The following is a 24,343-nucleotide window of genomic DNA, read 5'->3' on the forward strand; positions in this document are numbered from 1 at the left end:
ATGGAGCATGGCAGCATCGTCGAACGCTTCGCAGCCAATGAGCTGGAGGCCAAGATGCCGGTGCTGCATGAACTGCTGGGCGTATAAGGAGCGACTCATGAACCTGTTTGAAATCCCGCTCCCGGCGCTGCTGTCGCAGTTGTTGCTCGGGCTCGTCAACGGCGCCTTCTACGCCATGCTGAGCCTGGGCCTGGCGGTGATCTTCGGGCTGCTGAACGTCATCAACTTCGCGCACGGTGCGCTCTTCATGCTGGGCGCGGTGCTGGCGTGGGCCGGCATGTCCTATGCCGGCCTCAGCTACTGGGTGATGCTGCTGCTGTCGCCGCTGGTGGTGGCCGCGCTGGGCGTGGGGATCGAGAAGACCATGCTGCGCTGGATCTACAAGCTCGACCACATCTACGGCCTGCTGCTGACGCTGGGCATCACGCTGGTGGTCGAAGGCATCTTCCGCTCGGTCTATGGCGTGTCCGGGCTGCCCTATGCGCCGCCCGAGGCGCTGCAGGGCGCCTCCGACCTCGGCTTCATGCGCTTGCCCAATTACCGCGTATGGGTGGTTGGGGCATCGCTGGCGGTCTGCCTGTCGACGTGGTACGTGATCGAGAAGACCAGGCTGGGCGCCTACCTGCGCGCCGGCACCGAGAACGCCAAGGTGGTCGAGGCGTTCGGCGTCAACGTGCCGCGGATGGTGACGCTGACCTACGGCTTCGGCGTGGCGCTGGCCGCGTTTGCCGGGGTGCTGGCCGCGCCGGTCATGCAGGTGTCGCCGCTGATGGGCCAGAACCTGATCATCGTCGTGTTCGCGGTGGTGGTGATCGGCGGCATGGGCTCGATCATGGGCGCGATCCTGACCGGGCTGGCGCTGGGCGTGATCGAAGGGCTGGCCAAGGTGTTGTACCCGGAAGCATCTTCCACCGTTGTCTTCGTCATCATGGTGGTGGTGCTGTTGTTGTGCCCGGCAGGGCTGTTCGGAAAGGAGAAGTGATGAGCGGACAATCTATCGCCGCAATCGGCATGCGGCAGCAGCAGGTGGCGGGGCGCCTGCCAAAGCAGGTGATGTACGGCGTGGTGCTGGCGTGCCTGCTGGCCGCGCCGCTGGCCGGTGCGTATCCGGTGTTCGTGCTCAAGGTGATGTGCTTCGCGCTGTTTGCGTGTGCCTTCAACCTGCTGATCGGCTATACCGGGCTGCTGTCGTTCGGCCATGCGGCCTTCTTCGGCGGCGCCGGCTATGCGGCCGGCCATGCGATGAAGGTGTGGGGCGTGACGCCGGAGATCGGCCTGGTCCTGGGCACCGGCACGGGTGCGCTGATCGGCTACGTGGTGGGCTCGCTGGCTATCCGCCGGCAGGGCATCTACTTCTCGATGATCACGCTGGCGCTGGCGCAGATGCTGTTCTTCATCTGCCTGCAGGCGCCCTTTACCGGCGGCGAGGACGGCCTGCAGGGCATCCCGCGCGGCAAGCTGTTCGGGGTGCTGCCGCTGTCGGACGACCTGACGCTGTACTACGTGGCGCTGGCGATCATCGTGGCCGCCTTTGCGCTGATCGTGCGCACGGTGCACTCGCCGTTCGGCCAGATCCTGAAGGCGATCAAGGAGAACGAGCCGCGCGCGGTCTCGCTCGGCTATGACGTCGACCGCTTCAAGCTGACCGCCTTTGTGCTGTCGGCGGCGCTGTCGGGGCTGGCCGGCTCGGTCAAGGCGCTGGTGCTGGGCTTCGAGACCCTCAGCGACGTGCACTGGTCGATGTCCGGCATGGTCATTCTGATGACGCTGCTGGGCGGGCTTGGCACGCTGACCGGGCCGATCGTCGGCGCGTTTGTTGTGATCGCGCTGGAGAACAAGCTTGGCGAACTGGGCAGCTACCTTGCGGCGGTGACGGGCATCGACTGGTTCAACGGGCTCGGGGAATCGGTGTCGATGGTGACCGGGATCATCTTCATCGTGTGCGTGCTGACGTTCCGCAAGGGGATTGTGGGGAGTTTGGGGCGACGCCCCGGGTGAGGCGAAAACCGTCTATGGAGTTTCTCCTCTCTCGCGCTTGCCGGAGAGGGGCCGGGGAGAGGGTATCCCTCCCTCAATGCGGCCTACAAGATGGGGCTGGAAGCCCACACGCGGCTCGCGCAGGCGATCGGGGAACTGATAGTGCGGGCGCAGGCCGAGCGTGCGGCTGCCGCACCGAGCGCCCCACAGCCAGGAGGCCGGTTGCGGTCGTCCCGCGAACAATAGGCTTCCGGCCGCCCGGCCGTCATGTAAGACTTTTGAAAAATCATCCCCAAATTTAGGCCATGTCTGATTGACTGCCGATTTCGGCTCAATGGCATTCGGCAAAAAAGCCGTTTCCAACCCAGGATCAATGATGCAAGACACGAAAACCAAGAAGATTTACGTTGCAGCATTCGAAGGTGCGAAGACCGCCAACGGCGGTGAAGTCGTGAAGGGTTCCAGCAATCAAAGCTACGATGGCCGTCCCATCGTCCGGGTTGGCGACGTGGCGACCTACCAGGATGGCAGTACAGCGGTGATTATGGCGGGCGCAGGCAACGCGTGCGAGTCAGCAGGCGTGCCGGTGGCCCTCATCGGCAGCCCCCGCAATGGGGACACCATTGTGTTCAGTCCCGTGACGGCGCTGGAATTCCACGAATCGGCAGACAAGCCTATCCTTGGCCTGCTCGATCCCGCCTACTATCCCGTGCGCGCCTAAGATGCCGTCATGCCGGATATTCGCTACGCACTCCGGAACGGAGACAAGACAAGCTCGGGCGGCATACTCATCGCCACGGGCCGCAGCATATTCCATCATGACCTGATAGTCGGTGTCGAAGGCGACCATGCAACCTGCCCCGCCTGCAAGGTGGGGGGGCGGTGATGAATGACTGTTATTGGCCGTCGATATAGACGGCAAACAGATGTTGGTGACTGGTGCGCGAGTCAATTGCAAGTGCCCGACTCACCCGGTTGTCATCCACTCGCGGACGGATTTCATTATTGAGGTGAACCGGGGAGGCCGCAATGCGCCGCCGCCGCCATCGTCCGCGTCCTTGGCCTCTTCGAACCTGACTTCGCCCGCGACAGGTGACTACGACGAGCAAGTCCGAGTCCGAGTCCGAGCGGGTAATACACCCTTGGAAGGCTACCCCTACTTCATCGAGACGCCCGACGGGCGAGCATTCTCTGGGTGTATAGACGAAAGCGGCAAGCTACCCCGCATATATACAGAGAATCTCAACGAGTACGCAATTTATTGGGGCGATGACGCTCTAGCAAGACAGGAAGAGGTATGAGGTATGCCCAATAAGAAAACGATCGTGACAACAAACGCGACACCGAATTCCATTAAGGAGGTGCAGCTTAAGGTGGTAACGTTTCAGGAACTCTGGGCCAACTATCCGTCGGGCAATCCATATGACAATCCGGCCTATTCCGATCAGTGCGCGATCCGAATGAGTGTTACTCTTCATCGGGTCGGCATCGAGATGAAGTCCTTTTCATCGAAGCTTGTGAAGCCGCTGTCCGGGCAGCCGAGTATCGGGCGTATTATTCTTCCGGCAGACGGGAAGGCCACTGCCACGCGAGCAAACGAACTCGGGGAGTGGTTGAAATTGCAGCCTTTTGCCGGGCTAGGGAAGGCGGAGAATATTACAGGGCGGGACTGGGTGGGCAAAGTAAAGGGGCGAACCGGAATAATAATGTTCGATGGCTATTGGGCGCGTGACGGAGAGGCGGCAGGGAATGCTAGCGGAGGCCATATCGATTTATGGAATGGGGAAAAACTTACAGGCTTTGGTACTGGTCTAAGAGTAAGTTGGAATATTGTGGTTCCAGGTGTTTGGTCAGATTTTCGCAACTCGAAGACAATTATTTTCTTCCCCATAAAATGAAGATACTGAGAGCAGTCATCGGCGCTATTGTTGGCGCTGTCCTGGCTACGCTTGCTGCTTGGGGCGGGTTATATCTCTTCGGCATTGTAGTGTTGCGCGGGACAGGAAGTTTGTTCGACACGAAGCAGCATGCAGCGAATCTGTTCTTTGTTGGCTGGTTCGTGTCTATGGTCGCAGCCTCATTAATTGGTGGATGGCTTGGATACTCATCCGGGCGAAGATAGGGCATCACGTCCACTATTCTTCAAGCGTATACATGCGCCGCCCCATGCTTCCATCATGGCGCGGCGCTGTTCGAGCACAGTGGCCCCTATCCCACAAGTGGGAGAGTGGGAGAAAACACCCGCGAACTCAGGCCTTGGCCAATGCCAGCGGCGCACCCGGCGCGACTGCCACGTTCGCGCCGAAATGCTGGTCGACAACTCCCGCCACCATATCAGCCGTCACCGCCGACAAAGTCCACCCCAGGTGCCCGTGCCCGGTGTTGTAGAAGATGCATGCCGCCCGCCCGCGCCCCACGCGCGGCAGCATATCCGGCATCATCGGCCGCAGCCCGGCCCAAGGCACCACGCTGCGCGTGCTGACGCCGGGGAAGCACTGCTGCACCCATTCCACCAGCGGGCGGATGCGGTCGGCGCGGATATCGCGGTTGTAGCCGTTGAACTCGGCGGTGCCGGCCACACGGAAGCGGTCGTCGCCGAGGCGGCTGGTGACCAGCTTGGTTTCGTCGTCGAGCAGGCTGACCACCGGTGCGGCGGCGCGGCTGGCCTCGTCGGTCAGGTTGACCGTGATCGAATAGCCCTTGACCGGATAGATGTTGACCCGGTCGCCCAGCCCCGCGGCCAGCGCGCGGCTGGCGGTGCCGGCGCAGATCACGGCGCCATCGAAGCTGGAGGTGGCCGTGTCGGCGCCGTCCTGCACGGTCACGGTGGCGCGCCTGCCGTCGGCCTTCACCGCCCGCACGTCCTGGCCGTACAGGCAGCGCACGCCCAGCCGATCGATGGCTGCGGCCAGGCCGCTGGTGAACTTGTGGATGTCGCCGGTGGAATCGCTCTCGGTGAAGTAGCCGCCGTAGTACGAGCCGGCCAGCGTCGGCTCGATCGCGCGCATCTCCTCGGGCGTCACGGCGCGCCGCTCCAGCCCGCCCTGCGCCAGCAGCGCCGAGACCCGGCCGGCATGCTCGAAGCCGGCCTTGTCGCGGTAGATATGGAGGATGCCTTCCTTCTTCAGGTCGAAATCGATGCCTTCCTGCGCCGCCCAGGCGAACAGGTGTTCACGCGCGGCGATGGCCAGGCGCGCGGTCTCGATGGTGTTGCGGCGGTAGTGGGGGATGGCGGCGATGAACTCGGCGAACCAGGACAGCTTGTGCCAGTTGGGCCGGGGATTGACCAGCAGCGGGGCGTCGTTGCGCAGCATCCATTTCATGCCCTTGACGATGGTCGACCAGTGGGTCCAGACCTCGGCGTTGGAGGCCGACAACTGGCCGCCATTGGCGAACGAGGTCTCCATGGCGGCATAGCGGTGGCGTTCGAACAGTGTGACGGAGAATCCGCGCCGGGCCAGCGCGTAGGCCGTGGTGACACCCGTGATGCCACCGCCGATGACAGCGATTGATTTCATGATCTGCAGGTTCCAGGAACGTCGATGGTGGGAGCCCGGACGCAATATGCGTGGCGGACGCCCCCTCTGTTCTGGACCTGAGAGATTCACGACACCCGGCCGCGAGGGCGGGGCGCGCTTGCTCCTTCGGTATGCCGGCGGACGATAGCGTCCGGCATTCTTCAGAGTGTACTGACTGGTGATGCCGGTCCTTTTGCCTGAGAGTTTCCGGGGCGGTTGCTCCTTCGGCGCTGTCCGCGGCGGGCGCCGCGACAGTCTCTCCCTGCATCACATTGGCTTGATGCCAATCGGGGCAATGTAGTGACAAGGCTCGACGTTGGATATGCGGGTTAACGCTTAGGCGGCCTGCCGCCCGCGTCGCTATGTCGCATCGGCCTGCGTCCCCGTGCCCCATAAAATGTCAGCGCTCGCTCTCGGGGAGAGGCGCCGTATGCTGCGCTCAGGTGGAGTGAGTCGAAAAAGACGACAACAAGGTTTTCCAGTGAAGAAAAATCGCATTGCACTGGCCGTTTCGGCGGTGCTGATGGGCCCCGCCGTCGCCGCCGCCCAGGTGGTGGACGCGCCCGAGCCGCTGCAGGAGGTGGTGGTCTCGGCCAAGTCGGAGCGCGCCGAGACGCCGGCGATACCGCCCAACACGCCCTCGCCGGCCTACGGCATCAGCAGCCGCCGCATGGCCGACTTCAATGTGGTGAACACGGAAGACGCCCTCAAGTACGCGCCCAACCTCGCCGTACGCAAGCGCTTCATCGGCGATATGAACTCGATCATCTCGGTGCGCAGCACCAGTTCGCGCCAGTCGGCGCGCGGGCTGGTGTATGCGGACGGCCTGCTGCTGTCCAACCTGCTGGGGTCGGACTTCAGCTTCCCGCCGCGCTGGTCGCTGGTCAACAGCGCCGAGATCGAGCGCATGGATGTGCTGTACGGCCCGTATTCGGCGCTATATCCCGGCAACTCGCTGGGTGCGACGGTGCTGATCACCACGCGCACGCCGGAGAAGCTCGAGGGCGATGCCAGCGTGCAGCTGTTCACGCAGCGCTTCAGCCTGTACGGCACGCACGACAACTTCAACGGGGTCCACGCCAACGCCTATGTGGGCGACCGCGTCGGCCCGTTCTCGTGGCTGGTCAGCGTGGACCGGCAGGACAGCAAGAGCCAGCCGTTGAGCTTCTATACCGCGGCACGCTCCACGGCCCGTGCCACTTCTGCCGACAAGCCGGTCACCGGCGCCTACTTCGACCAGGACCAGACCGGCCGCGACCGCGTGGTGATGGGCGTGAACAGCGAGGGCGTCACGCACACGGTGCAGGACCAGCTCAAGCTCAAGCTTGGCTACGACATCACCAATACCCTGCAGGCGCAGTTCACCGCGGCCTATTGGCAGCAGGACCGATCCAGCGCCACCGGCAGCTACCTGCGCGATGCCGATGGCAATGTTGTGTCGAGCGGTCCCGTGAATATCGGCGGCTATCGCTATGTGATTCCCGCCAACGCCTTTGCCCCCAGCAATGGCGAGGACGCGCGCTGGCTCTATGGCCTGTCGCTGCGCACGCGCAATGAGACCGGCTGGAATTTCTCGGGCGTGGCGTCGCTGTTCGATGTCAGCAAGGACATCAGCCGCAGCGCCAACACCGCCGGCAGCGGGCCGGGCACGGTGACCTATGGCGACGGCACCGGCTGGCGCACGCTCGACCTGAAGGCCGACTACCGCCCGCAGCAGCTGCAGGGCGGGCACTGGGTCACGTTCGGCTACCACTATGACAATTACCGGCTGAGCAACACCACCTACAACACCTCGGACTGGCAGGCGGTCACCATCACCGCCTTCAACAACGCCTTTGCCGGCAAGACCGAGACCCAGGCGCTCTATGCGCAGGACGCCTGGTACTTTGCCGAGGACTGGAAGCTGATCCCCGGCGTGCGCTATGAACACTGGCGCGCCTATGACGGCAGCCGCAGCCAGCCCGGCGTGGATATCGGCTACCCGGTGCGCAGCGAATCCAACTGGTCGCCCAAGCTGGCGCTGGAGAAGGCCTTCGGGCAGGACTGGCTGGGCCGGCTGTCGCTGGGCCAGGCCTATCGCTACCCGACTGTCAGCGAGCTGTTCCAGGGCCGCATCACCGGCACCGCGCTGATCAACAACGATCCCAACCTGCGGCCCGAGCGGTCATTCTCGAAGGACCTGACCTTCGAGCGCACGCTGGATTCGTCGTACTTCCGGGTCTCGGTGTATGAGGACGATATCCACGATGCCCTGGTCAGCCAGACCAATACCACGGTATTCCCGACCGTCACCAGTTTCCAGAACGTCGACCGCGTGCGCACCCGCGGCATCGAACTGGCCTATGACGCGCGCGATGTGTTCGTCAGCGGCTTCGACCTGTCGGCCAGCGGGGCCTACAACCATTCGAAGACGCTCGAGAACGCCAACAACCCGGCCTCGGTGGGCAAGTACTTCTACCGCATTCCCAAGTGGCGGGCCAACCTGATGGGCACCTATCGCATCACGCCGGCCTGGGCCGGCACGCTGGCCATGACCTATTCGGGGCGGCAGTACAATACGCTCGACAATTCCGACGTCAATCCCGACACCTTCGGCGGCACCAGCAGCTTCCTGACCTTTGATGTCAAGCTGACGTACCGGCCTGCGAAGAACGTGCGCCTCGGGCTTGGCATCGACAACCTCACCGACCAGCGCTACTACGTCTACCACCCGTATCCGGGCCGGACGTTCTACGCCGAGGCGAAACTTTCCTTCTGAGCACGTGAACAGGCTGACCATATCCATGCAAGGCGTTCGCCCCGGTTTCCGCTTGATCGTTGCCGGGCTGATGATGGCCGGTGCCGCGCTGGCCGCGACCGCGCAAACGCACGGCGATCACAGCGGCCACGGCGCGCAGGCCAAGGCCGCGAAGATGAGCGAGCTTGGCACCGGCGCCGCGTTCGACCGAAACGGCAAGCTGTGGGTCGCCTACAAGGACGGCCCTTACGTCGCGGTACGTGCATCGACCGACTACGGCCGCAGCTTCGGGCCGGCGCAGCATGTCAACAACGTGCCGGAGCAGGTCGCCGCCGATCATGAAAGCCGGCCCAAGGTCGCCGCGGGGCGCGACGGCGAGATCTTCGTCACCTGGACCCAGCCGCTGCCCAAGCCGTGGACCGGCTTTATCCGCTTTGCGCATTCCGCCGATGGCGGCAAGTCCTTTGCCGAACCGCTGACGGTGCATGCCAACCGCGACCAGATCGCCCACCGCTTCGACGCCATCGCGGTGGACAACGCCGGGCGCGTCTTCGTCAGCTGGATCGACAAGCGCGACGTGGTTGCCGCCGAGGCGCGCAAGCAGCCGTACGCCGGCGCCGCGGTCTACTACGCGGTTTCCGCCGACCAGGGCAAGACCTTCCAGGGCGACTACAAGATCGCCGACCAGTCGTGCGAATGCTGCCGCATCGCGCTGTCGCCCACGCCCGACGGCAAGATGCTGGCGCTGTGGCGCCATGTGTTCCCGCCCAACGCGCGCGACCACGCGCTGGCGCTGCTGGGCACCGACGGCAAGGCCACGCCGATGCAGCGCGCCACCTTTGACGACTGGCGCATCGACGCCTGCCCGCACCACGGCCCCGGCGCTTCGGTGGCGCCCGATGGCACGGTGCACATGGTCTGGTTCAACGTGCGCGAAGGCAAGCCCACGGTCTCGGTGGGGCGCTGGAAGGACGGCAAGCTGCAGGCACAGCGCCCGCTGGACGACCCGCGCGCGCAGCATGCCGACATCGTCGCGCTGAACGACAACGAGATCGCGGTGGCCTGGAAATCGTTCGACGGCCAGCAGACGCGGCTGTCCGCGATGCTGTCGCACGATGGCGGCAAGACCTGGCAGACGCGCAAGCTGGCCGGCACGGAGCGCGACTCGGACCAGCCGCACCTGCTGCAGCATGCGGGCCGCGCCTACGTGCTGTGGCGTACCGAGGCCGAGGGCTTCCAGGTGTTCCCGCTGGGCAAGGAGGGTGCATGATGCCATCCCGCCGCAAGCTGCTCGCCGCTGCCGTCCTGACCCTGGCGATGACGGCCGCCAATGCCGGTAGTCAACCGGCCGACCGCGTCGCCGTGTTCGCATCGGCCAGCGCCGCCCAGCTGGCGGCCAGCCAGAAGGGCAAGCCCTTTGTACTGGTGGTGTGGTCGCTCGACTGCGTCTATTGCAAGCGCAACTTCGACGCCATCGGCAAGCTGCGCGCGCGGCATCCGGACCTGCGCGTCGTCACGCTGGCGACGGACAACCCCGACGCGCTGCCACAGGTGCAGCAATTGCTCCAGCGCGTCAGGCTCACGCGCAACGCGTGGGTGTTCGGGCACGAGCCGCAGGAGCGGCTGCGCTATGCGGTCGATCCGGACTGGATGGGCGAGATGCCGCGCACCTACTTCTATCGCGCCGATGGCCAGCGGCACGGCGTGTCCGGCGTGATCAGCGACGCGGATTGGGACAAGCACCTGCGCTGGGCTGGCATCGCCGGCTGAGGCTGCGCCGGGAGCGGCTGTCCGTTCAATCCGGCTTGATTCCCGCGCGCGCAATGATGGGCTTCCAGCGCTGCTGCTCCTGCGCGATAAAGCGCGAGAACTCGGCCGGCGTGTCGCCCACCACAATCGCCGCATCCGCGCTCAGGCGCTCGACCGACGACTTGCTCTTCACTGCTTTCACGGTGGCGTCCGCCAGCTTGTCGGCGGCCGCCTGGGGCAGAGATGCCGGTGCCAGCAGGCCATACCACTGCGTCATTTCGAAGCCGGGATAGCCTTGTTCGGCAACCGTTGGCACGTCGGGCAGCTGGGGAATGCGCTGGGTCGTGCCGGTGGCGATGCAGCGCACCTTGCCGGCCTTGATGAACTGGATGATCGCCGGCGCGCCGACCGCGGCTGCGTCCAACCGCCCCGACAGCAGGTCAGTGATCTGCGGACCGCTGCCGCGATACGGCACATGGGTGATGAAGGTGCCGGTCGCGGCCTTCAGGTATTCAAAGGCCAGATGGCCGGCGCTGCCGTTGCCGGCCGAACCGTAGTTCAGCTTGCCGGGCTTGCTCTTGGCCAACGCCACGAACTCCTTCAGGTTCTTCGCGGGGACGTCCGGGTGGACCACGTACAGGCTCGGCACCTTGGACAGCAGCGAGATCGCGCGGAAGTCCTTGACGGGGTCATAGGGCAGCTTCGGGAAGATAAACGGATTGACCGCCAGCGTGCCGATATGGCCGAGGATCAGCGTGTGGTTGTCATCGGCGCGCGCGACTTCGCCCATGGCGATATTGCCGGCCGCGCCGGGCTTGTTCTCGACGAAGACTGACACGCCTAGCAGCTTGGTCAGCTCCGCCGCGGTGGAGCGGGCCACGATCTCCGAGCTGCCGCCCGGCGCGAACGGCACCACCAGCCGGATCGGCTTGGCCGGCCAGGCCTGGGCACGCGCCAGCGTTGGCGCCAGCGCGCACGCGCCCAGTGCGGCGGTGGTCTTGAGCAGATGGCGGCGAAGGGGATTTATCGGGGTCATGCATTTCTCCTGAAAGTTCTGTAGCTGGGCCGTGGTGGGGCAGAGTCGGTGCCAGTTGGTGCTATTCGGGCTTGATGTTGCCGTCCCGGATGACCTTGGCCCACAGCCGGGCCTGCCCGTCGATGAATTGCCGTGCCTGTGCTGGCGGCGCAGCGACGATCTCGCCGCCCAGCTCGGCCACGCGTTGCCGGATCTCGGGGCTGGTCATGACTTTCTGCAGGGCGTCAGCGAGCTTCGCTGCGATCGGGTCCGGCGTTGCGGCGGGCAGGAAGGCCGCGTTCCATTCATAGACCTCGTAGCTCGCCACGCCGGCTTCCTGCATGGTGGGCACGGACGGCAATGCCTGGGTGCGGGCATGGCTGGTCACCGCCAGCGGCTTCAGCTTGCCGGCCTTGATGTGCTGCAGGCTCGAAGCGACGTTGGCAAAGAACAGCGGCACCTGGCCGGCGATGACATCGGTCATGGCGGGGCCGCCGCCCTTGTAGGGCACATGCAATAGGTCGACCCCCGCGCGCTGCTCGAACAGCACGCCGGCCAGATGCTGCGCCGAGCCATTGCCCGAGGACGCAAAGGCGACCGAGCCCGGCTTTTGCCTGGCCATGGCCAGGACGTCGCTGACCTTGCTGGCGGGAAAGCCCGCCGTGGCCACCAGCACGTTGGGATAGCGCGCCAGCACGCCGACCGGCCGGAAGGCCTTGTCCGGATCGTAGGGCAGGCGCGGATAGAGGCTGGGATTCACCGCATAAGAGGAGGCATCGACCATCATGGTGTAGCCGTCCGGTGCCGCCTTGGCGACATAGGCGGCACCGATCTGCCCGCCGGCACCCGGGCGGTTCTCGACGACGACGGTCTGGCCCAGCTCGCGCCCGAGACCCGGCGCGATCAGCCGTGCCATCAGGTCCGCGCCGCCGCCCGGCGGATACGTCACCACGATCGTGATGGGCCGTGCCGGCCAGGCCGCGGCGGTGTCGGCGGCCTGCGCCAGCGTGGTGGTGGCGATCAGGGCAGCGACCGTGGCGGCGATCGCGTGGCGTGCGTGCATGGGTCTGTCTCCTCGGGTGCGGTCCGTCAGCGGACGTCCGCGGTATAGCGAAAGGCAAAGGCGTCGCCCCGCGTCAGCCGGTATTCGATGCAGTTGCCGCCCAGGTCGAAGGCATGCCGGGTCACGACCGCGCACGGATGCGCATCCGGCAAGTCCAGCAACGCTGCCTCGTCTGCTGCCAGCGTGCGGAAGGTCACTTCGTCAACGGCGCGATGGACCGTGATGCCGCAGGCGCTGCCCAGCAGCGGGTAGAGCAGGTCGCCCCACTGCGCCGCAGGGAGTTGCTGCAGGGCTTCGCAGCGCGGCAGCGGCAGCCAGATCGATTCCAGCAGCCGGGGCGTGTCCTCCAGCCAGCGGCGGCGCGAGATCGCCAGCCCGCGCGCACCGGTCGGCAGCCCGAAGCGGGTTGCCATGGCCTTGTCCAGGCGCACGGTGCGGCACGACAGGATTTCCGAGCGCGGCACCGCCGGCGCGCCATCGGCGCCGCCGAAGCGGAAAAACCGCATCAGGCTGGCCCCGTTGAGCCCCTTGCGCACGAAGGTGCCCTTGCCCTGCACGCGCTCCAGCAGGCCCTGCTGGACCAGCACGGCGATGGCCTGCCGGATGGTGCCCAGCGCAATGCCGAACTCCTTGGCCAGCGCGCCTTCCGCAGGGATGGCGCTGCCGGGCGCCCACGCGCCCGAAACAATATTTGCCTGCAGTTCCGCCGCGATCTGGCCGTAGCGGCTCAGGCCCGCGGCGGTGGTTGTAGTCTGGAGCAGCGCGTTGTCTGGCATGCCGAACCCGTGCTAAATTGATGTCGATGTCCTCTAGAGGACTAGAATACTGACGCGGGTTCGGATGCCATATCCGGATATACCCGCGCCACTGAGCCGCGCCACGGAGGGGCTGACTGATGAGCAAGCGCGCTTTGCCGCTGGTGGATACCCACTTCCACGTGTTCGATGCCGGAGTGGCCGCGCCATCGGCCCGCTACCGGCCGCCCTATGCCGCTGACCTGAAGGACTGGCACGCCCGGCTTGCCGGATTGGGGGATCTGTATGGGGTGGTGGTGCAGACCAGTTTTCTCGGCACCGACAATGCGGCGCTGCTGGCCGCGCTGCAGGCCATGCCCGGGCGCTTGCGCGGCGTCGCGGTGGTCGGCCCTGAGGTAACGGATGCGGAACTGGCTACGTTGCACGCGGCCGGCGTGCGGGGCATCCGCCTGAACCTGTATGGCGATCCGGACTGGCAGCGCATTTCCACCGCGCCGTGGCGCGGGCTGTTCGCCAGGATCGCCGGGCTCGGCTGGCATGTCGAACTCCATACCCGCAACGGTGATGGCGCCATGGTGCTGGCGCAGCTTGACGCGGCCCTTGGCGATGCCGGCGCGCCGGTCGTGCTTGACCACTTCGGCCGGCCTGGTGCAGAGGGAGCCGAGGACACGATCTTCGACGTTGCGACTGCCGTGCGCGCGCGCCGCCAGGTCTGGGTGAAGATCAGCGCGCCGTACCGGCTTGCATCCCCTCAGGACTGGACCAGGTTTGCGCAGCGATGGCACGAAGTCGTGGGAGCTGACCGGCTGCTGTGGGGCAGCGACTGGCCATGGACCAACCACGAGGCGCCGGCTCGGGTCGACGAGTGCCGGATGCTTGCCGCATGGCCGGGGCAAGGGGCGCCCGGTGACAGCGAAGCGGCCGGCGCGGCCTTGTCCGCTGCGCTCCGGTGGCGCAACGCGGCAGCGCTGTACGGGTTTGCGGTGAAGGGATAGCGGGCGGCTGGCGCCGCCGGCTTCAATCCAGCGCCAGCACCCCGGGAATCGCTTCCACCAGCAAATCGATCGTCACCCTCAGCTTGTTCGGCAGGAAACGGGCTGGCCTGGACGCCGCGCAGGCCAGTACGCTGACCTGCGCCGGCCTGACGGCCTGGCAAGCCCTGGCCGAGGCCACGGTGACGCGGCCCGGCGACACCGTCGTGGTGATCGGCACCGGCGGCGTGGCCCTGTTTGCGGTGCAGATCGCCCGCGCACAGGGCGCGCGCGTGATCGTGGTGTCAGGCAGCGACGACAAGCTGGCGCGCGTGCAGGAGCTGGGCGCGGCGCATGGCGTCCATCGCGGCCGCACCGCTGACTGGCCGGCTGCCGTGCGCGAGCTGACCGGCGGCGGCGGTGCCGACCATGTGCTGGAACTGGCTGGCGGAGACAACTTCGGCCGGTCGCTTGCCGCGCTGGCGCAGGGCGGCCGGATCTCGGTGATCGGCAATCTTCAGGGGGATGAGCTGCGCGCCAGCGTCTTATCCGGTCCTGCATGGCCGCGTGACCGTGCAGGGGATCGGCGTGTCGCACCGGCGCGCGCTGCAGGACCTGGTGCGTGCCGTGGACTGGCTGGCGCTGCGTCCGGTGATCGAGAGCGAGTATGGGTTCGGGGACTTGCCCGCGGCGCTCGACCACCTGGAACGCGGGGCCTTCGGCAAGGTGGTGGGGCGGCTGCGCTGAGGCGCGGGCCGGACTGCTATTTGCGAGCCTTGCCGCGCACGCTCTTTTTGGCCGCGGCGGCGCGCGCCGCTTCTTTTTCGGCCGCTGCCGCCGCGCCCAACTGCTCCAGCCAGGCCATGCCCTCGACATAGGACAGGAAATGCCGCAGGTATTCCGGCGACGTCTCGCGCATCAGGGACAGCGAACGATGCACGAGATGGTCGGTATTGAGCGGCCCGGCATTCTCCGGCACGCGCTCCAGCGACAGGCGGAAGTGCTGCTCGACGCTGACCCTGGCCCAAGTCTCGCGGAAGTAGTCGGCCAGGGCATCGACCAGCGGCGCGTCGGACTGGGGTGCGGTTGCCGGCACCGGCGTGGGCGATCGTGCATCGTTTGAGGCAACCGCGAGGGCGGGCCTGGCGCGCGCGGTGATGTCGTGCACGAGTGCGCCAAGCGCGCTGGCTGCCGGGCCGGCTGTTGGCGTGGGCGGCGCGGTACCATCGGCAACATCGCTGTCCTGAACTGTGTACCGCTGCACGATGGCTGCATACGCGGCGGCCAGGCCACGCAGGCGCTCATCCAGCAAGCTCCGCACCGCGCCACTGTGTGCGGCGGCGCGGCGGGCCAGCGCTTGCATCAGGCGGAAGCGCACGGGATCGGCATAGTCGGCGCCGCTGGCCTGCCAGGCGTCCAGTTGCGCGCGGATATCGGCTGCCACGTCGAGGCTAGCCATGTGCCTTCACCGTGCCTGCGGTCACGCGCGGCACCGGCGAGATCTCGACGCGCCGGTTCTTTGCGCGGCCCTCGGCATCGGCATTCGGTGTCACCGGCTGCTGCGAACCGAAGGCGGCCGAGAACACTGAGGTGGGCGGGATGCCGGCATCGATCAGGGTGCGGGTCACGGTCAGGGCGCGCTGCGCCGACAGCTCCCAGTTGTCGGCAAAGCGGCGGTTGCCTTCGCGCACCTGCTGGTCGTCGGTAAACCCGCTCACCATCAGGATCTCGTCGCGGCTGCGCAGGTAGGCCGACAACGGCTGCGCCAGGCTTTTCAGCAGATCGCGGCCGTCAGGTTGCAGCTGGTCTGAGTTGAGCGCAAACAGCACGTTGCCGCTGATGCCGATGCGGCCGTTCACCAGCGTCACGCGGCCGGCCGCCAGCGGCCCTGCCAGTGCCTTTTCCAGCGTCTCGCGGCGCTGTGCTTCCTCCTGCCGCTGCTTCACCTCGGCTTCCAGCCTTGCTGACAGTTCCATCTGCACGCCGATGACCCCCAGCAGGACCAGCACGAACGCGCCCAGCAGCACCGACATCAGGTCGCCAAAGACGGCCCACGCGGGAACGGTCGGCTCGACGCCGGCGTCAAGGTCCTCTCTCATGCCGCCTCTGCGCTGGGCGCTTGCTGGCCGGCGCGCTGCTGCAGGTCCTCAAGGATCTGCTTTTGCGACAGCATGCTCAGGTCGACGACTTCGCGCGCCTGCGCCACGTAGTAGGCCAGTTGCTCGTCGCTGCGCGTCATCGACTTGTCCAGCGCGGCCTCGATGCGCTGCAGGTGGTCGATCAGCTTGCCGTTGGATTCGCTGAACAGCTGCACCGCCACGCCAAAGGCCTCGCCCAGGCTCGCGACTTCGACCGCGCTGCCGGTGACCTGCGCGGCGATGTCGGTGAGCTTGCCGGTTTCGGATTCGACCTTGTCGGTAAAGCGCGTGCCGACGCGGTCCAGCAGGTCCGCCGTGGTGGCGACCAGGGTGTCGACCGCGCTGCGCTGCTCAGTGGAGGCGTGGCTCACGGCATCGAGCAGCGTGCCCAGCGTTTCCAGCATGCGGCTGCGTTCTTCCAGCATGGCGTTGTCGCGCGCCATGCCGTCGGTGAGCTTCTCGCGCAGTTCCGCGATGACCTCCGCGGCGGCCTTGGGCGCTTCGGATGCGGCCTGCATCAGGTGGGCGACTTCGGCGATGGTGCCGGTGGCCTGGGCCTGCGCCTGGGCTGCCATGTCGCGCGCGGTGACGGCCAGCGTCTCGCAGATTTCCTGCTGGCGGCTGACGGTGTGCGCGCTGGTCTGTTCCCATTCCTGGCGCAGCGATGCGGCCATGGTGCCGAGCGTGTCGGTCCAGGCGGCCATGCGTTGCGCGTCCTGCGATGCCAGTTCCGCCTGCAATGTGGTGGCGGCCTTGGGTGCCTCGGCCGCGGCTTGCACCAGGCGGTCGATTTCGGCGAGGGTGGTGCTGGCATGCGCCTGCGTCTCGGTCGAGATCGCGCGCGCGGTCTGCGCCAGCGCCTCGCAGATCTCCTGCTGGCGCGTGGCGGCGTGCGTGCTGGCCTGTTCCCACTGCTGGCGCAGCGTGGCGGCGATGGTGCCGAGCGTATCGGTCCAGCCGGCAAAGCGCTGTTCATCGCGCGCAGCCAGTTCGGCCTGCAGCGTGATGGCCGCCTTTGGCGCGTCCGTTGCGGCCTGCACCAGACGGTCGATCTCAGCGAGGGTGCGGTTGGCATGCGCCTGGGTCTGGGCCGAGATCTCGCGCACGCTCTGCGCCAGCGTCGTGCTGATCTCGTCCTGGCGGCTTACCGTGTGCGCGTTCAGCTGTTCCCACTCCTGGCGCAGGGCAGTCGTCATGGAGCCGAGCGTATCGGTCCAGGCGGCGAAGCGCTGTGCATCGCGCGCAGCCAGTTCCGCCTGCAGTGCAACGGCCGCCTTCGGCGCGTCCGACGCGGCTTGCACCAGGCGGTCGATCTCCGCAAGGGTCTGGCTCGCATGCGCCTGGGTCTGGGCCGAGACGTCGCGCACGCTCTGCGCCAGCGTCGTGCTGATCTCGTCCTGGCGGCTTACCGTGTGGGCGTTCAGTTGCTCCCACTCCTGGCGCAGCGCTGCGGTCATGCTGTCGAGCGTATCGGCCCAGGTGGCAAAGCGCTGTTCGTCGCGCGAGGCCAGTTCCGCCTGCAGCGCAACGGCCGCCTTCGGCGCGTCCGAAGCGGCTTGCACAAGGCGGTCGATTTCCGCGAGGGTCTGGCTGGCATGCGCCTGGGTCTGGGCCGAGATCTCGCGCACGCTCTGCGCCAGCGTCGTGCTGATCTCGTCCTGGCGGCTTACCGTATGCGCGTTCAGTTGCTCCCACTCCTGGCGCAGGGCAGCCGTCATGGTGCCGAGCGTATCGGTCCAGGCCGCCAGGCGCTGCGCGTCGTGCGCGGCCAGCTGCGTCTGCAGCCCGGCATGCGACTCGCCCACGGTGCGCACCAGTGTCGCCGCATGCTCGCCGAACGCGGCTGCGGCGGCCGTCAGGGCCTGCCGGTTGTCGCCGGCGAGCTTCTCGCCGGTGCGCTCCTGGCGCGACAGCGCCTCGCGCCATGCGTCGGCAGCGCTGGCGGCTGCCGTGTCGAGCCGGGTGGCGACATTGTCCAGCAGCTCGGCCGAGCGTTGTTCAAAGGTCTGGGCAAAGCCGTCGAGGGATGTGCGCAGGTCCGCTGCCAGTGCCTCGCTCGCGCGTTGATGCCCGGCCAGCGCCTGGTTCCAGGTATCCGCAACGCCCGCGGTGGCGCTCTCGAAGCGGCTCGATACCCCATCCAGGTGCTGTTGCACGGCTTGGGTCACGTTGTCGCGCAAGGCCGTGGTTTCGCGTGCCAGGCCCGCCATGGTCGCGTCCACCGCAGGCTGGATCGCTGCGCTTGCGGCACGGGCGCTGTCGGCAATGCTGTCCTTCAGCGATTGCTCCACCGAAGACGCCAGGCGCGTGTAGACCACTTCGGTCTTGCCGTGGAAGGCGTCCTGGCTGGCGGCCAGGCGCTCGGTCAGGGCCTGGTTCTGTTCGGCCATCGTGGTCATCATGGCCTGCATGCGCTCGACCAGTGCCGGCATCACGTCGGCCTGGCGCTGCAGCAGCCGGAACGCTTCATCACGCTGGTGGCCGCGCGAGTAGGGGCGCAGCGTGGTGGCGATGCGGGCATCCAGCGCCTGCGCGGCCTGGATCCGCTCGCGCCGGCACAATGCCGACAACAGCCCCAGCATCGCGGACGTGGCCACGCCCGCGACCGAGGTGCCGAACGCAAAGCCCAGGCCCTTGACCGGTGCGGCCAGTGAGGCGCGGATGGCCTGCAGGTCGGTGGCGGTCTCCAGCGCGATGCCGGTGCCGCGCAGGGTCGCCACCATGCCCAGGAACGTGCCCAGCATGCCCAGCAGCACCAGCAGGCCGACCAGGTAGGGTGTCAGCGCGGGCCCGGGCAGGCCGACGCGCTCGCCTTCCACGCGCAGGCGGGCGCTGTCGCGCAGGCTGGGATGCAGCCGTTCCAGCCAGCTGCCAAGGCTGGCCGGCGCTTCGGACAATCCGGCGGCGGCCTGCGCCAGCGTGGCGGTGGCCTGGCGGTAGCGGTACAGCTCCAACGCCCCCGCCAGGTAGCAGCCGCCGATCAGCAGCGTCACGGCCAGCGCCAGGAAGTTCGTGCCTGCATAGCCGGCGGCGATCCAGCACACGATGGCCAGGCCCGCCAGGAAAGCGACAATATGGGTAAGGTATCGGGTCATGATGTTCTGGTTAGCTGTCTTGCAGCGCCGCCAGCAAGCCTTCAAGGGGCTGCCAGCGGATGTCGAGTTCGGCGAGCAATACGCTCTGCATATCCTTGCGGAATACCGCCAGCCACGCACCGGGCCTGGCCGTTGCGGGCTGTCCCGCGGCCTGGGCTTCGGCCAGCGCCGCGGCTTCGGCCTGGCGCAGGCGCTGGAAGTGCGGCTCCAGCATCGTCGGCAAGGCGCCCAGCAGGCTCTGTTCGCGCGCGCCCAGCACGCGCTCCATCACGGCATCGACCATGGCCAGCTTGGCCATGCCGGGTGCGTGGCCGGACAACGCGCCGCGCAGGCGCCCGCGCAGGTCGCCGATCGAGGTCTCCATGGTCTGTTGCAGCGTGAGGTAGCGCTGGCGATAGACCGCGTAGTCGACCTGCGCGTCCACGGGGTCGGGCAGCGCGGACGGCCGGGCCGGCCCGCGCCGCTTGCCGGCTAGCGTGGTGTCTTCCACGATGGCATCGGCCAGCGCGGCGCGCACGCGCGCGCATTCGCGTGCCTCAGTGCTGTCGGCAGCACGTGCGGCAGGCGGCGTTGCCGGCGCATTGGCCTTCAGCGCCGATGACAGCGCGATCGCATCCGCCCAGCCAAGCCATTGGCTCAGCTGGCTCGAGAGCGAGCTTGCAGGAGGAGGGGCATCGGCGTCAGTCAGGCGAGCCAGCAGGCGGACGAGCGTCGGGCCGCTGAAACCTGTGCGCCGGGGCACTTGTAACATTGCGCCGGATTCGAAAAATCCAGCAGTTTACACGCCCGCGCGGTGGCGCGGCCGGCTGGCGTGGTGGATGATTGGCGGGAATCCGTCCCGGACCCATCCCACCACGGAGTGAAACCATGAGACTGGTTGGCATGCTTGATTCCCCTTATGTCCGCCGCACGGCGATCTCGCTGCGCCTGCTCGGGTTGCCGTTCACGCATGAGTCGGTGTCCGTCTTCCGTGAATTCGAGCGTTTCCATGGCATCAACCCGGTGGTCAAGGCGCCATCGCTGGTCTGCGACAACGGGGTCGTGCTGATGGACTCGACGCTTATCATCGACTATGCCGAGTCGCTGGCGGGCCGCAGCCTGATGCCGGCGCAAACCGCGTCACGGCAGGCCGCGCTGCGCATCGTCGGGCTGGCGCTGGCGGCGAGCGAGAAGGTGGTGCAGAACTTCTATGAGCACAGCCAGCGGCCGGCGGGCAAGCTGCACCAGCCGTGGCTGGACCGTGTCGATGCCCAGCGCGAGAGCGCCTTTGCACTGCTGGAGGCGGAACTCGCCACGCGTCCGGTCCCGGCTGGCGAGGCGGAAACCGGCCAGGCCGAGCTGACCGCCGCGGTCAGCTGGACCTTCGCGCAGTTCATGATGCCGGGCGCGGTCGATCCGGCGCGGCATCCGGCGCTGGTCGCGCTGACCGCGGCACTTGAGCGGCTGCCCGCATTTGAGGCATTGCCCTGCGCATAGGTGGCTGCTGGCGCGCCTACCGCGGTAGGGTGCCAATCGCAGGCATTCCGATGCAACATCAGTCCCCCTGTGGAACGCGATTTCAAAGGGGAACACATGAAGACCAGACTGCATCGCCTGAAAGTCCTGAGCGCAGTCCTCTGCGTGGCCCTGGCCGCTTGCGGCGGGGGCGGTGACGACAACGGCGGCAGCGGCTCGTCGGGCGGCACTGGCAACAGCGGCAATACCAGCGGCACTGGCGGCACCGGCGGCAGCACCGCAACGCGGACGGTGATGTTCGAGGATACGCCCGTGACCGGGACCAGCGCCGAGTTCCTGACCCAGCTGAATGGCCAGGGTGCACGTGGCTTCCGTTTCGTCAGCGGCTTCTATTTCCTCGGAAACCCGGCAGGTTCCGAGCAGAAGGGGGTCTACGTCAAGGACGCGCAGACGACCTATACCTATGAACTGCCGCAGGAACCGGGCGGCGCCGATGTCCAGGCGTGGGCCACGGCGTACGAGGCCTGGCTGAACAGCCATGGCGCGCGCGGCTTCGTCTGGGGCGGGCCCTACATGGTGGGCGGCCAGATTTATGCGCTGATGCGCAAGGACAACGGGTCGTCGTCGACTTTCTCGTACAAGGTCATGGTGGTGGACACCAATGCCAGCCTGTCGGCCTTTGTCCAGAACCAGGCCAACCCGCTGGGCGCGGACGGCTACTACCTGGCGGTTCCGGCGTACCTGGGCCCGTTCGGCGTGAGCAGCACCGTGGCCATCTTCCGCAAGGACCTGCAGGGCAGCGCCCGCTATGGCTATGAGGTCCTGTCGAATCCGGCCAGCGACGGCGATGTCGTCGCCCAGATCAACACGCAGGGTGCGCGCGGCTATCGCTTCAAGGTGCCGTTCGTCAGCGGCGGCACGCAGGTCAACCTCTACGAGAAGGACCTGTCGCAGTCCAGCACCTTCCGCTTCTACGACTTCGCGTCGCAGCAGACCAGCGCGGGCTTCCTGGCCCAGGCCAACGCCGAAGGGCAGAAGGGCTCTAGCCTGATGGGCGCCTACGGGTTGCCGAGCGGCACCATCCGGGACTTCTACTTCGAACCGGCCAGCTGCACCGGCTTCCTCTGCGATACGCGCAGCCTGTTCGGCCTGTAAGCGCCAGGCGCCGGGGCTTGCCCCGGCGCCGGCGTGCCCATGTGCAGTCAAGGTAATACAATCCACCTGACCAGGCGACGAGACCAATCGACAAGTCCATACGCGCGAACCGGGGTGGGAAACTCATGACAAGAAGTCAAGGCGCCGCAGAGAACAATAGCGGCGCCAACATCGACGCCAGCGCGTGCCGCAACTATGCCATCGTGGTGGATGACCACCCGTTGATGGCGCGCGGCATTGCCGGCTACCTTGCGGCGCATTGCGGGTTTGACGCTGCCCTGCATGCAGCCGATGCGCGGGAATGCGCGGCGCTGACGGAACGGGAGGGATGCCCGGCGCTGCTGGTGGTGGATTTCTGGCTGCCGGACGGCACCGCGGTCGGGTTGCTGCGCGAAGCCGCGGCGCGCCTGCCCGCCTGCAAGCTGCTGGTGATGAGCGCCGACGACGATGCGCGCGTTTGCATCAAGGCGCGCGAGGCCGGCGCGCACGGCTTTATCCTGAAGAACGAGCCCCCGGAGGTGTTCGCCACCGCGGTAGCGTCGCTGCGCCAGGGCCGGCGCTGGTTCCAGCAGGCAGGGCCGCCGTCGGCGCGGCGCGAGTTGCCGCTGGAGCCCAGCGAACTGGGCCTGACGGCGCGCCAGGCCGAGGTGCTTGGCATGATGCTGCGCGGCCTGCCGAACAAGCGCATCGCCCTGACCCTGTCGGTGTCGGAGCAGACCGTCAAGGAGCACGTCACCGCGATCCTCGGCAAGCTTGGCGTGCGCAACCGGATCGAGGCCATCGCCCTGCTGCACGGGCGCAGGCTGGAATCTTGAAGAAGGCCCTCGCCCGGCTGCTTGGCTTGTCGCGCCCGGATGCGGATGCCGGCATCAGCCCGCGCGCGCGTGCGCGGCTGCTGGACATGACGTTCGGGCGCCTGGTGTTCAGCGTCAATGCGATTCCGTTCGTAGGGGTGCCTTTCGTCATCTGGCTGTATGTCCAGAAGCTGGACGGCGGCGCGCTGCTGGCCTGGACACTGGGGTATGGCGCCGCGGCGGTGTGGATGCAATTGCGCTTCCGGCGCTACAAGCAAGAGCGGGAAGACGATGACGCCCTGGTCCGGCGCTGGCTGCCGTTTGTGCAGCGCGTGGCGCTGGTGCACGGTTTCTGCCTGTCGCTGGCCGCGGTCCTGACGGCCAGCCTGGGGGGCTTTGACTTCAAGCTGCTGCTGTATATCAGCATCGCCGCCATCGTGGCGGCCAATGCCACGCACCAGACGCCGATCCTCGGTGTATTCCAGCGCTTCTTCGTTGCCTGCTGGACTTTGCAGATCGTCAACACCCCGCGCAGCTTCCCCGAGCACTGGCCGTTCGTGCTGCCGCTCGCGTTGCTGTATGCGCTGGCCATCTACCGGCACGCGCTGATCGCCAACCAGTTCTTCCGGCAGCAGGTACGGATGGAGGATGACGGCATCCGCCTGGCCGAGCGCTACCGGCTGGCCAAGGAAGAGGCCGAGAAAGCCCTGCATGCCAAGAACCTGTTTCTCACCACCGCCAGCCACGACCTGCGCCAGCCCGTGCATGCCATGGGCTTCCTGATCGAAGCCATTGCGCGGCGCAACCGCGACCCGGCCCTGATCCCGCCGCTGGACGACCTGCGGCGCAGCGTGCGCTCGGTGCACCTGATGTTCAACTCACTGCTCGATCTGTCCCGGATCGAAGGCGGCATTGCCAGCCCGCGCAATACCGCCGTGGCATTTGCGCCCTTGGTCGAAGAGGTGGCGTCGCTGTTCCGGGAAGAGGCGCGCAGCCGCGGCCTGGACCTGCGCGTGCGCCTGCCCGCAGGCGCCGCCGCGGTGCTGGCCGATCCCGCATTGCTGCGCCAGTCCTTGGTCAACCTGGTGCACAACGCGCTGCGCTATACCAAGCGCGGCGGGGTGCTGGTGTCCGCGCGGCGGCGCGGCAGCCACTGGCTGCTGGAGGTCTGGGACACCGGCGTGGGGATCGCGATCGAAGAGAAGGGGCGGGTCTACTCGCCGTTCTATCGCAACGAACATGCGTGGCGCATCGACAGCGCGGGCCATGGTCTGGGCCTTGCCGTGGTGGCGCGCTGCGCCACGCTGATGGGCGCCACCTACGGGCTGGACTCGGTGGAGCGCCGCGGCTCCAGGTTCTGGCTGCGCTTTCCCGAAGCGAAGCCGCTGGCGCCGGCGGCGATCGAGCCGGTCTACGAGCCCGATGGCCTGTCGGCCTCCACCCTGCTGCAGGGCGTCTGCCTGGTCGTCGAGGACGACCCGCTGGTGACCGCCGCGTGGACCAGCCTGATGGAGGCCTGGGGCGTGCAGGCGGCGTGCGCGGCGTCGGGGCAGGAAGCCCTGGCACTGGTCGATTCCGGCCTGCAGCCCCAGGCGATCCTGTGCGACCAGCGCCTGCGCTCCGGCGAGAGCGGCTTCGAGGTGCTCAAGGCGCTGTTCGAACGCTGCCCGGACGCAAGCGGCGCCATGGTCAGCGGCGAGTTCGATTCCGAGGCGCTCCAGCAGGCCGAGCGCGAAGGCTACCTGGTCCTGCACAAGCCACTGGAGCCGTCGCAGCTGCATGCCCTGTTGTTCCAATGGCTTTGTGCTGCCTGACAGCATGGATTGGTGGGTCTGCCTGCGGCGGTGGTCCCACTCAGGCATTTCCGGGGCGAAAGAAGTGTCCGGATCGATTTTATTCAGATCACCTGAAGAATTTATTT

At 66.9% G+C, this 24,343-nt stretch carries 20 protein-coding genes, 2 pseudogenes and 2 riboswitches; of the genes and pseudogenes, 14 read left to right on the top strand and 8 right to left on the bottom strand.

What is annotated here, in order from left to right; translation table 11 throughout:
* The 5 genes and pseudogenes from AC3WLF_RS25325 to AC3WLF_RS25345 all read left to right on the top strand — a co-directional run.
* Positions 1-87: pseudogene (locus AC3WLF_RS25325) on the top strand (ABC transporter ATP-binding protein); the annotation flags it as partial.
* A gap of 10 nt (positions 88-97) precedes the next feature.
* Complete coding sequence (locus AC3WLF_RS25330; RefSeq protein WP_492320632.1) at positions 98-982, top strand: branched-chain amino acid ABC transporter permease; 885 nt, start codon at positions 98-100, stop codon at positions 980-982.
* A 71-nt stretch (positions 983-1,053) separates the two neighbouring features.
* Positions 1,054-1,998 (top strand): branched-chain amino acid ABC transporter permease, encoded by a 945-nt coding sequence (locus AC3WLF_RS25335; protein WP_492340479.1) that lies wholly within the window; start codon positions 1,054-1,056, stop codon positions 1,996-1,998.
* 292 nt (positions 1,999-2,290) lie between these two features.
* Positions 2,291-2,698, top strand: a complete 408-nt coding sequence (locus tag AC3WLF_RS25340; protein ID WP_492353471.1) for a PAAR domain-containing protein — start codon at positions 2,291-2,293, stop codon at positions 2,696-2,698.
* A gap of 583 nt (positions 2,699-3,281) precedes the next feature.
* Positions 3,282-3,875 (top strand): type VI secretion system amidase effector protein Tae4, encoded by a 594-nt coding sequence (locus tag AC3WLF_RS25345; RefSeq protein ID WP_492320634.1) that lies wholly within the window; start codon positions 3,282-3,284, stop codon positions 3,873-3,875.
* A gap of 351 nt (positions 3,876-4,226) precedes the next feature.
* Here the strand turns inward: AC3WLF_RS25345 and AC3WLF_RS25350 are convergent, their stop codons facing one another.
* The gene (locus AC3WLF_RS25350; RefSeq protein WP_492358989.1) at positions 4,227-5,540 is read right to left on the bottom strand and encodes a D-amino acid dehydrogenase; all 1,314 of its coding nucleotides are present in this window, start codon (positions 5,538-5,540) and stop codon (positions 4,227-4,229) included.
* An 11-nt stretch (positions 5,541-5,551) separates the two neighbouring features.
* Positions 5,552-5,670: riboswitch (glycine riboswitch) on the bottom strand.
* Positions 5,671-5,769: riboswitch (glycine riboswitch) on the bottom strand.
* A gap of 156 nt (positions 5,770-5,925) precedes the next feature.
* Between AC3WLF_RS25350 and AC3WLF_RS25355 the strand changes: the two genes are divergently transcribed.
* From AC3WLF_RS25355 to AC3WLF_RS25365, 3 genes are read left to right on the top strand one after another with little or no spacing between them, the layout of a single operon-like run.
* Complete coding sequence (locus AC3WLF_RS25355; RefSeq protein WP_492358990.1) at positions 5,926-8,253, top strand: TonB-dependent receptor; 2,328 nt, start codon at positions 5,926-5,928, stop codon at positions 8,251-8,253.
* Positions 8,254-8,278: 25 nt separating this feature from the next.
* Positions 8,279-9,502 (top strand): sialidase family protein, encoded by a 1,224-nt coding sequence (locus tag AC3WLF_RS25360; RefSeq protein WP_492320637.1) that lies wholly within the window; start codon positions 8,279-8,281, stop codon positions 9,500-9,502.
* On the top strand, positions 9,499-10,002 hold the full coding sequence (locus tag AC3WLF_RS25365) for a TlpA family protein disulfide reductase (protein WP_492358991.1): 504 nt from the start codon (positions 9,499-9,501) through the stop codon (positions 10,000-10,002). The genes AC3WLF_RS25360 and AC3WLF_RS25365 overlap by 4 nt, the downstream gene beginning before the upstream one ends.
* Positions 10,003-10,027: 25 nt before the next feature.
* Here AC3WLF_RS25365 and AC3WLF_RS25370 read toward each other — a convergent pair whose 3' ends face one another.
* From AC3WLF_RS25370 to AC3WLF_RS25380, 3 genes are all read right to left on the bottom strand, one after another.
* On the bottom strand, positions 10,028-11,017 hold the full coding sequence (locus AC3WLF_RS25370) for a Bug family tripartite tricarboxylate transporter substrate binding protein (RefSeq protein WP_492320641.1): 990 nt from the start codon (positions 11,015-11,017) through the stop codon (positions 10,028-10,030).
* 61 nt (positions 11,018-11,078) lie between these two features.
* Complete coding sequence (locus AC3WLF_RS25375; protein WP_492320642.1) at positions 11,079-12,059, bottom strand: tripartite tricarboxylate transporter substrate binding protein; 981 nt, start codon at positions 12,057-12,059, stop codon at positions 11,079-11,081.
* 26 nt (positions 12,060-12,085) lie between these two features.
* The gene (locus AC3WLF_RS25380; RefSeq protein ID WP_492320643.1) at positions 12,086-12,835 is read right to left on the bottom strand and encodes a GntR family transcriptional regulator; all 750 of its coding nucleotides are present in this window, start codon (positions 12,833-12,835) and stop codon (positions 12,086-12,088) included.
* Between the two features lie 119 nt (positions 12,836-12,954).
* Between AC3WLF_RS25380 and AC3WLF_RS25385 the strand changes: the two genes are divergently transcribed.
* Together AC3WLF_RS25385 and AC3WLF_RS25390 are read left to right on the top strand one after the other, a co-directional pair.
* Positions 12,955-13,809 carry an amidohydrolase family protein gene (locus AC3WLF_RS25385; RefSeq protein ID WP_492320644.1) on the top strand — a complete coding sequence of 285 codons (855 nt, stop codon included), beginning with the start codon at positions 12,955-12,957 and terminating at the stop codon, positions 13,807-13,809.
* A 107-nt stretch (positions 13,810-13,916) separates the two neighbouring features.
* Positions 13,917-14,532: pseudogene (locus tag AC3WLF_RS25390) on the top strand (zinc-dependent alcohol dehydrogenase family protein); the annotation flags it as partial.
* A 16-nt stretch (positions 14,533-14,548) separates the two neighbouring features.
* On the opposite strand, the gene AC3WLF_RS25395 reads toward AC3WLF_RS25390, so the two are convergent.
* The 4 genes from AC3WLF_RS25395 to AC3WLF_RS25410 are packed head-to-tail and all read right to left on the bottom strand — an operon-like array spanning position 14,549 to position 19,769.
* Positions 14,549-15,244, bottom strand: coding sequence for a DUF2894 domain-containing protein (locus tag AC3WLF_RS25395; protein WP_492320645.1), 696 nt, complete (start codon positions 15,242-15,244; stop codon positions 14,549-14,551).
* Entirely contained in the window at positions 15,237-15,884 is a 648-nt protein-coding gene (locus AC3WLF_RS25400) for an OmpA family protein (protein ID WP_492320646.1), read from the bottom strand. Before AC3WLF_RS25400 ends, AC3WLF_RS25395 begins: the two co-directional genes overlap by 8 nt.
* A complete protein-coding gene (locus AC3WLF_RS25405) occupies positions 15,881-19,018 on the bottom strand; it encodes a DUF802 domain-containing protein (protein WP_492358992.1) in 3,138 nt (1,045 codons plus the stop codon). The genes AC3WLF_RS25400 and AC3WLF_RS25405 overlap by 4 nt, the downstream gene beginning before the upstream one ends.
* A gap of 10 nt (positions 19,019-19,028) precedes the next feature.
* Positions 19,029-19,769: a DUF3348 domain-containing protein gene (locus AC3WLF_RS25410; protein ID WP_492320648.1), complete on the bottom strand. Its 741-nt coding sequence runs from the start codon at positions 19,767-19,769 to the stop codon at positions 19,029-19,031.
* Positions 19,770-19,885: 116 nt separating this feature from the next.
* On the opposite strand from AC3WLF_RS25410, the gene AC3WLF_RS25415 reads away from it, so the two are divergent.
* From AC3WLF_RS25415 to AC3WLF_RS25430, 4 genes are all read left to right on the top strand, one after another.
* Entirely contained in the window at positions 19,886-20,494 is a 609-nt protein-coding gene (locus AC3WLF_RS25415; protein ID WP_492320649.1) for a glutathione S-transferase family protein, read from the top strand.
* A 96-nt stretch (positions 20,495-20,590) separates the two neighbouring features.
* Positions 20,591-21,628, top strand: a complete 1,038-nt coding sequence (locus AC3WLF_RS25420; RefSeq protein ID WP_492358993.1) for a hypothetical protein — start codon at positions 20,591-20,593, stop codon at positions 21,626-21,628.
* Between the two features lie 125 nt (positions 21,629-21,753).
* The gene (locus AC3WLF_RS25425; protein WP_492320651.1) at positions 21,754-22,443 is read left to right on the top strand and encodes a LuxR C-terminal-related transcriptional regulator; all 690 of its coding nucleotides are present in this window, start codon (positions 21,754-21,756) and stop codon (positions 22,441-22,443) included.
* Positions 22,440-24,236 (top strand): ATP-binding response regulator, encoded by a 1,797-nt coding sequence (locus AC3WLF_RS25430; RefSeq protein WP_492358994.1) that lies wholly within the window; start codon positions 22,440-22,442, stop codon positions 24,234-24,236. Before AC3WLF_RS25425 ends, AC3WLF_RS25430 begins: the two co-directional genes overlap by 4 nt.
* The last annotated feature ends 107 nt before the right edge of the window (positions 24,237-24,343 follow it).

Source organism: Cupriavidus sp. FW306-01-F10A, assembly GCF_058782785.1.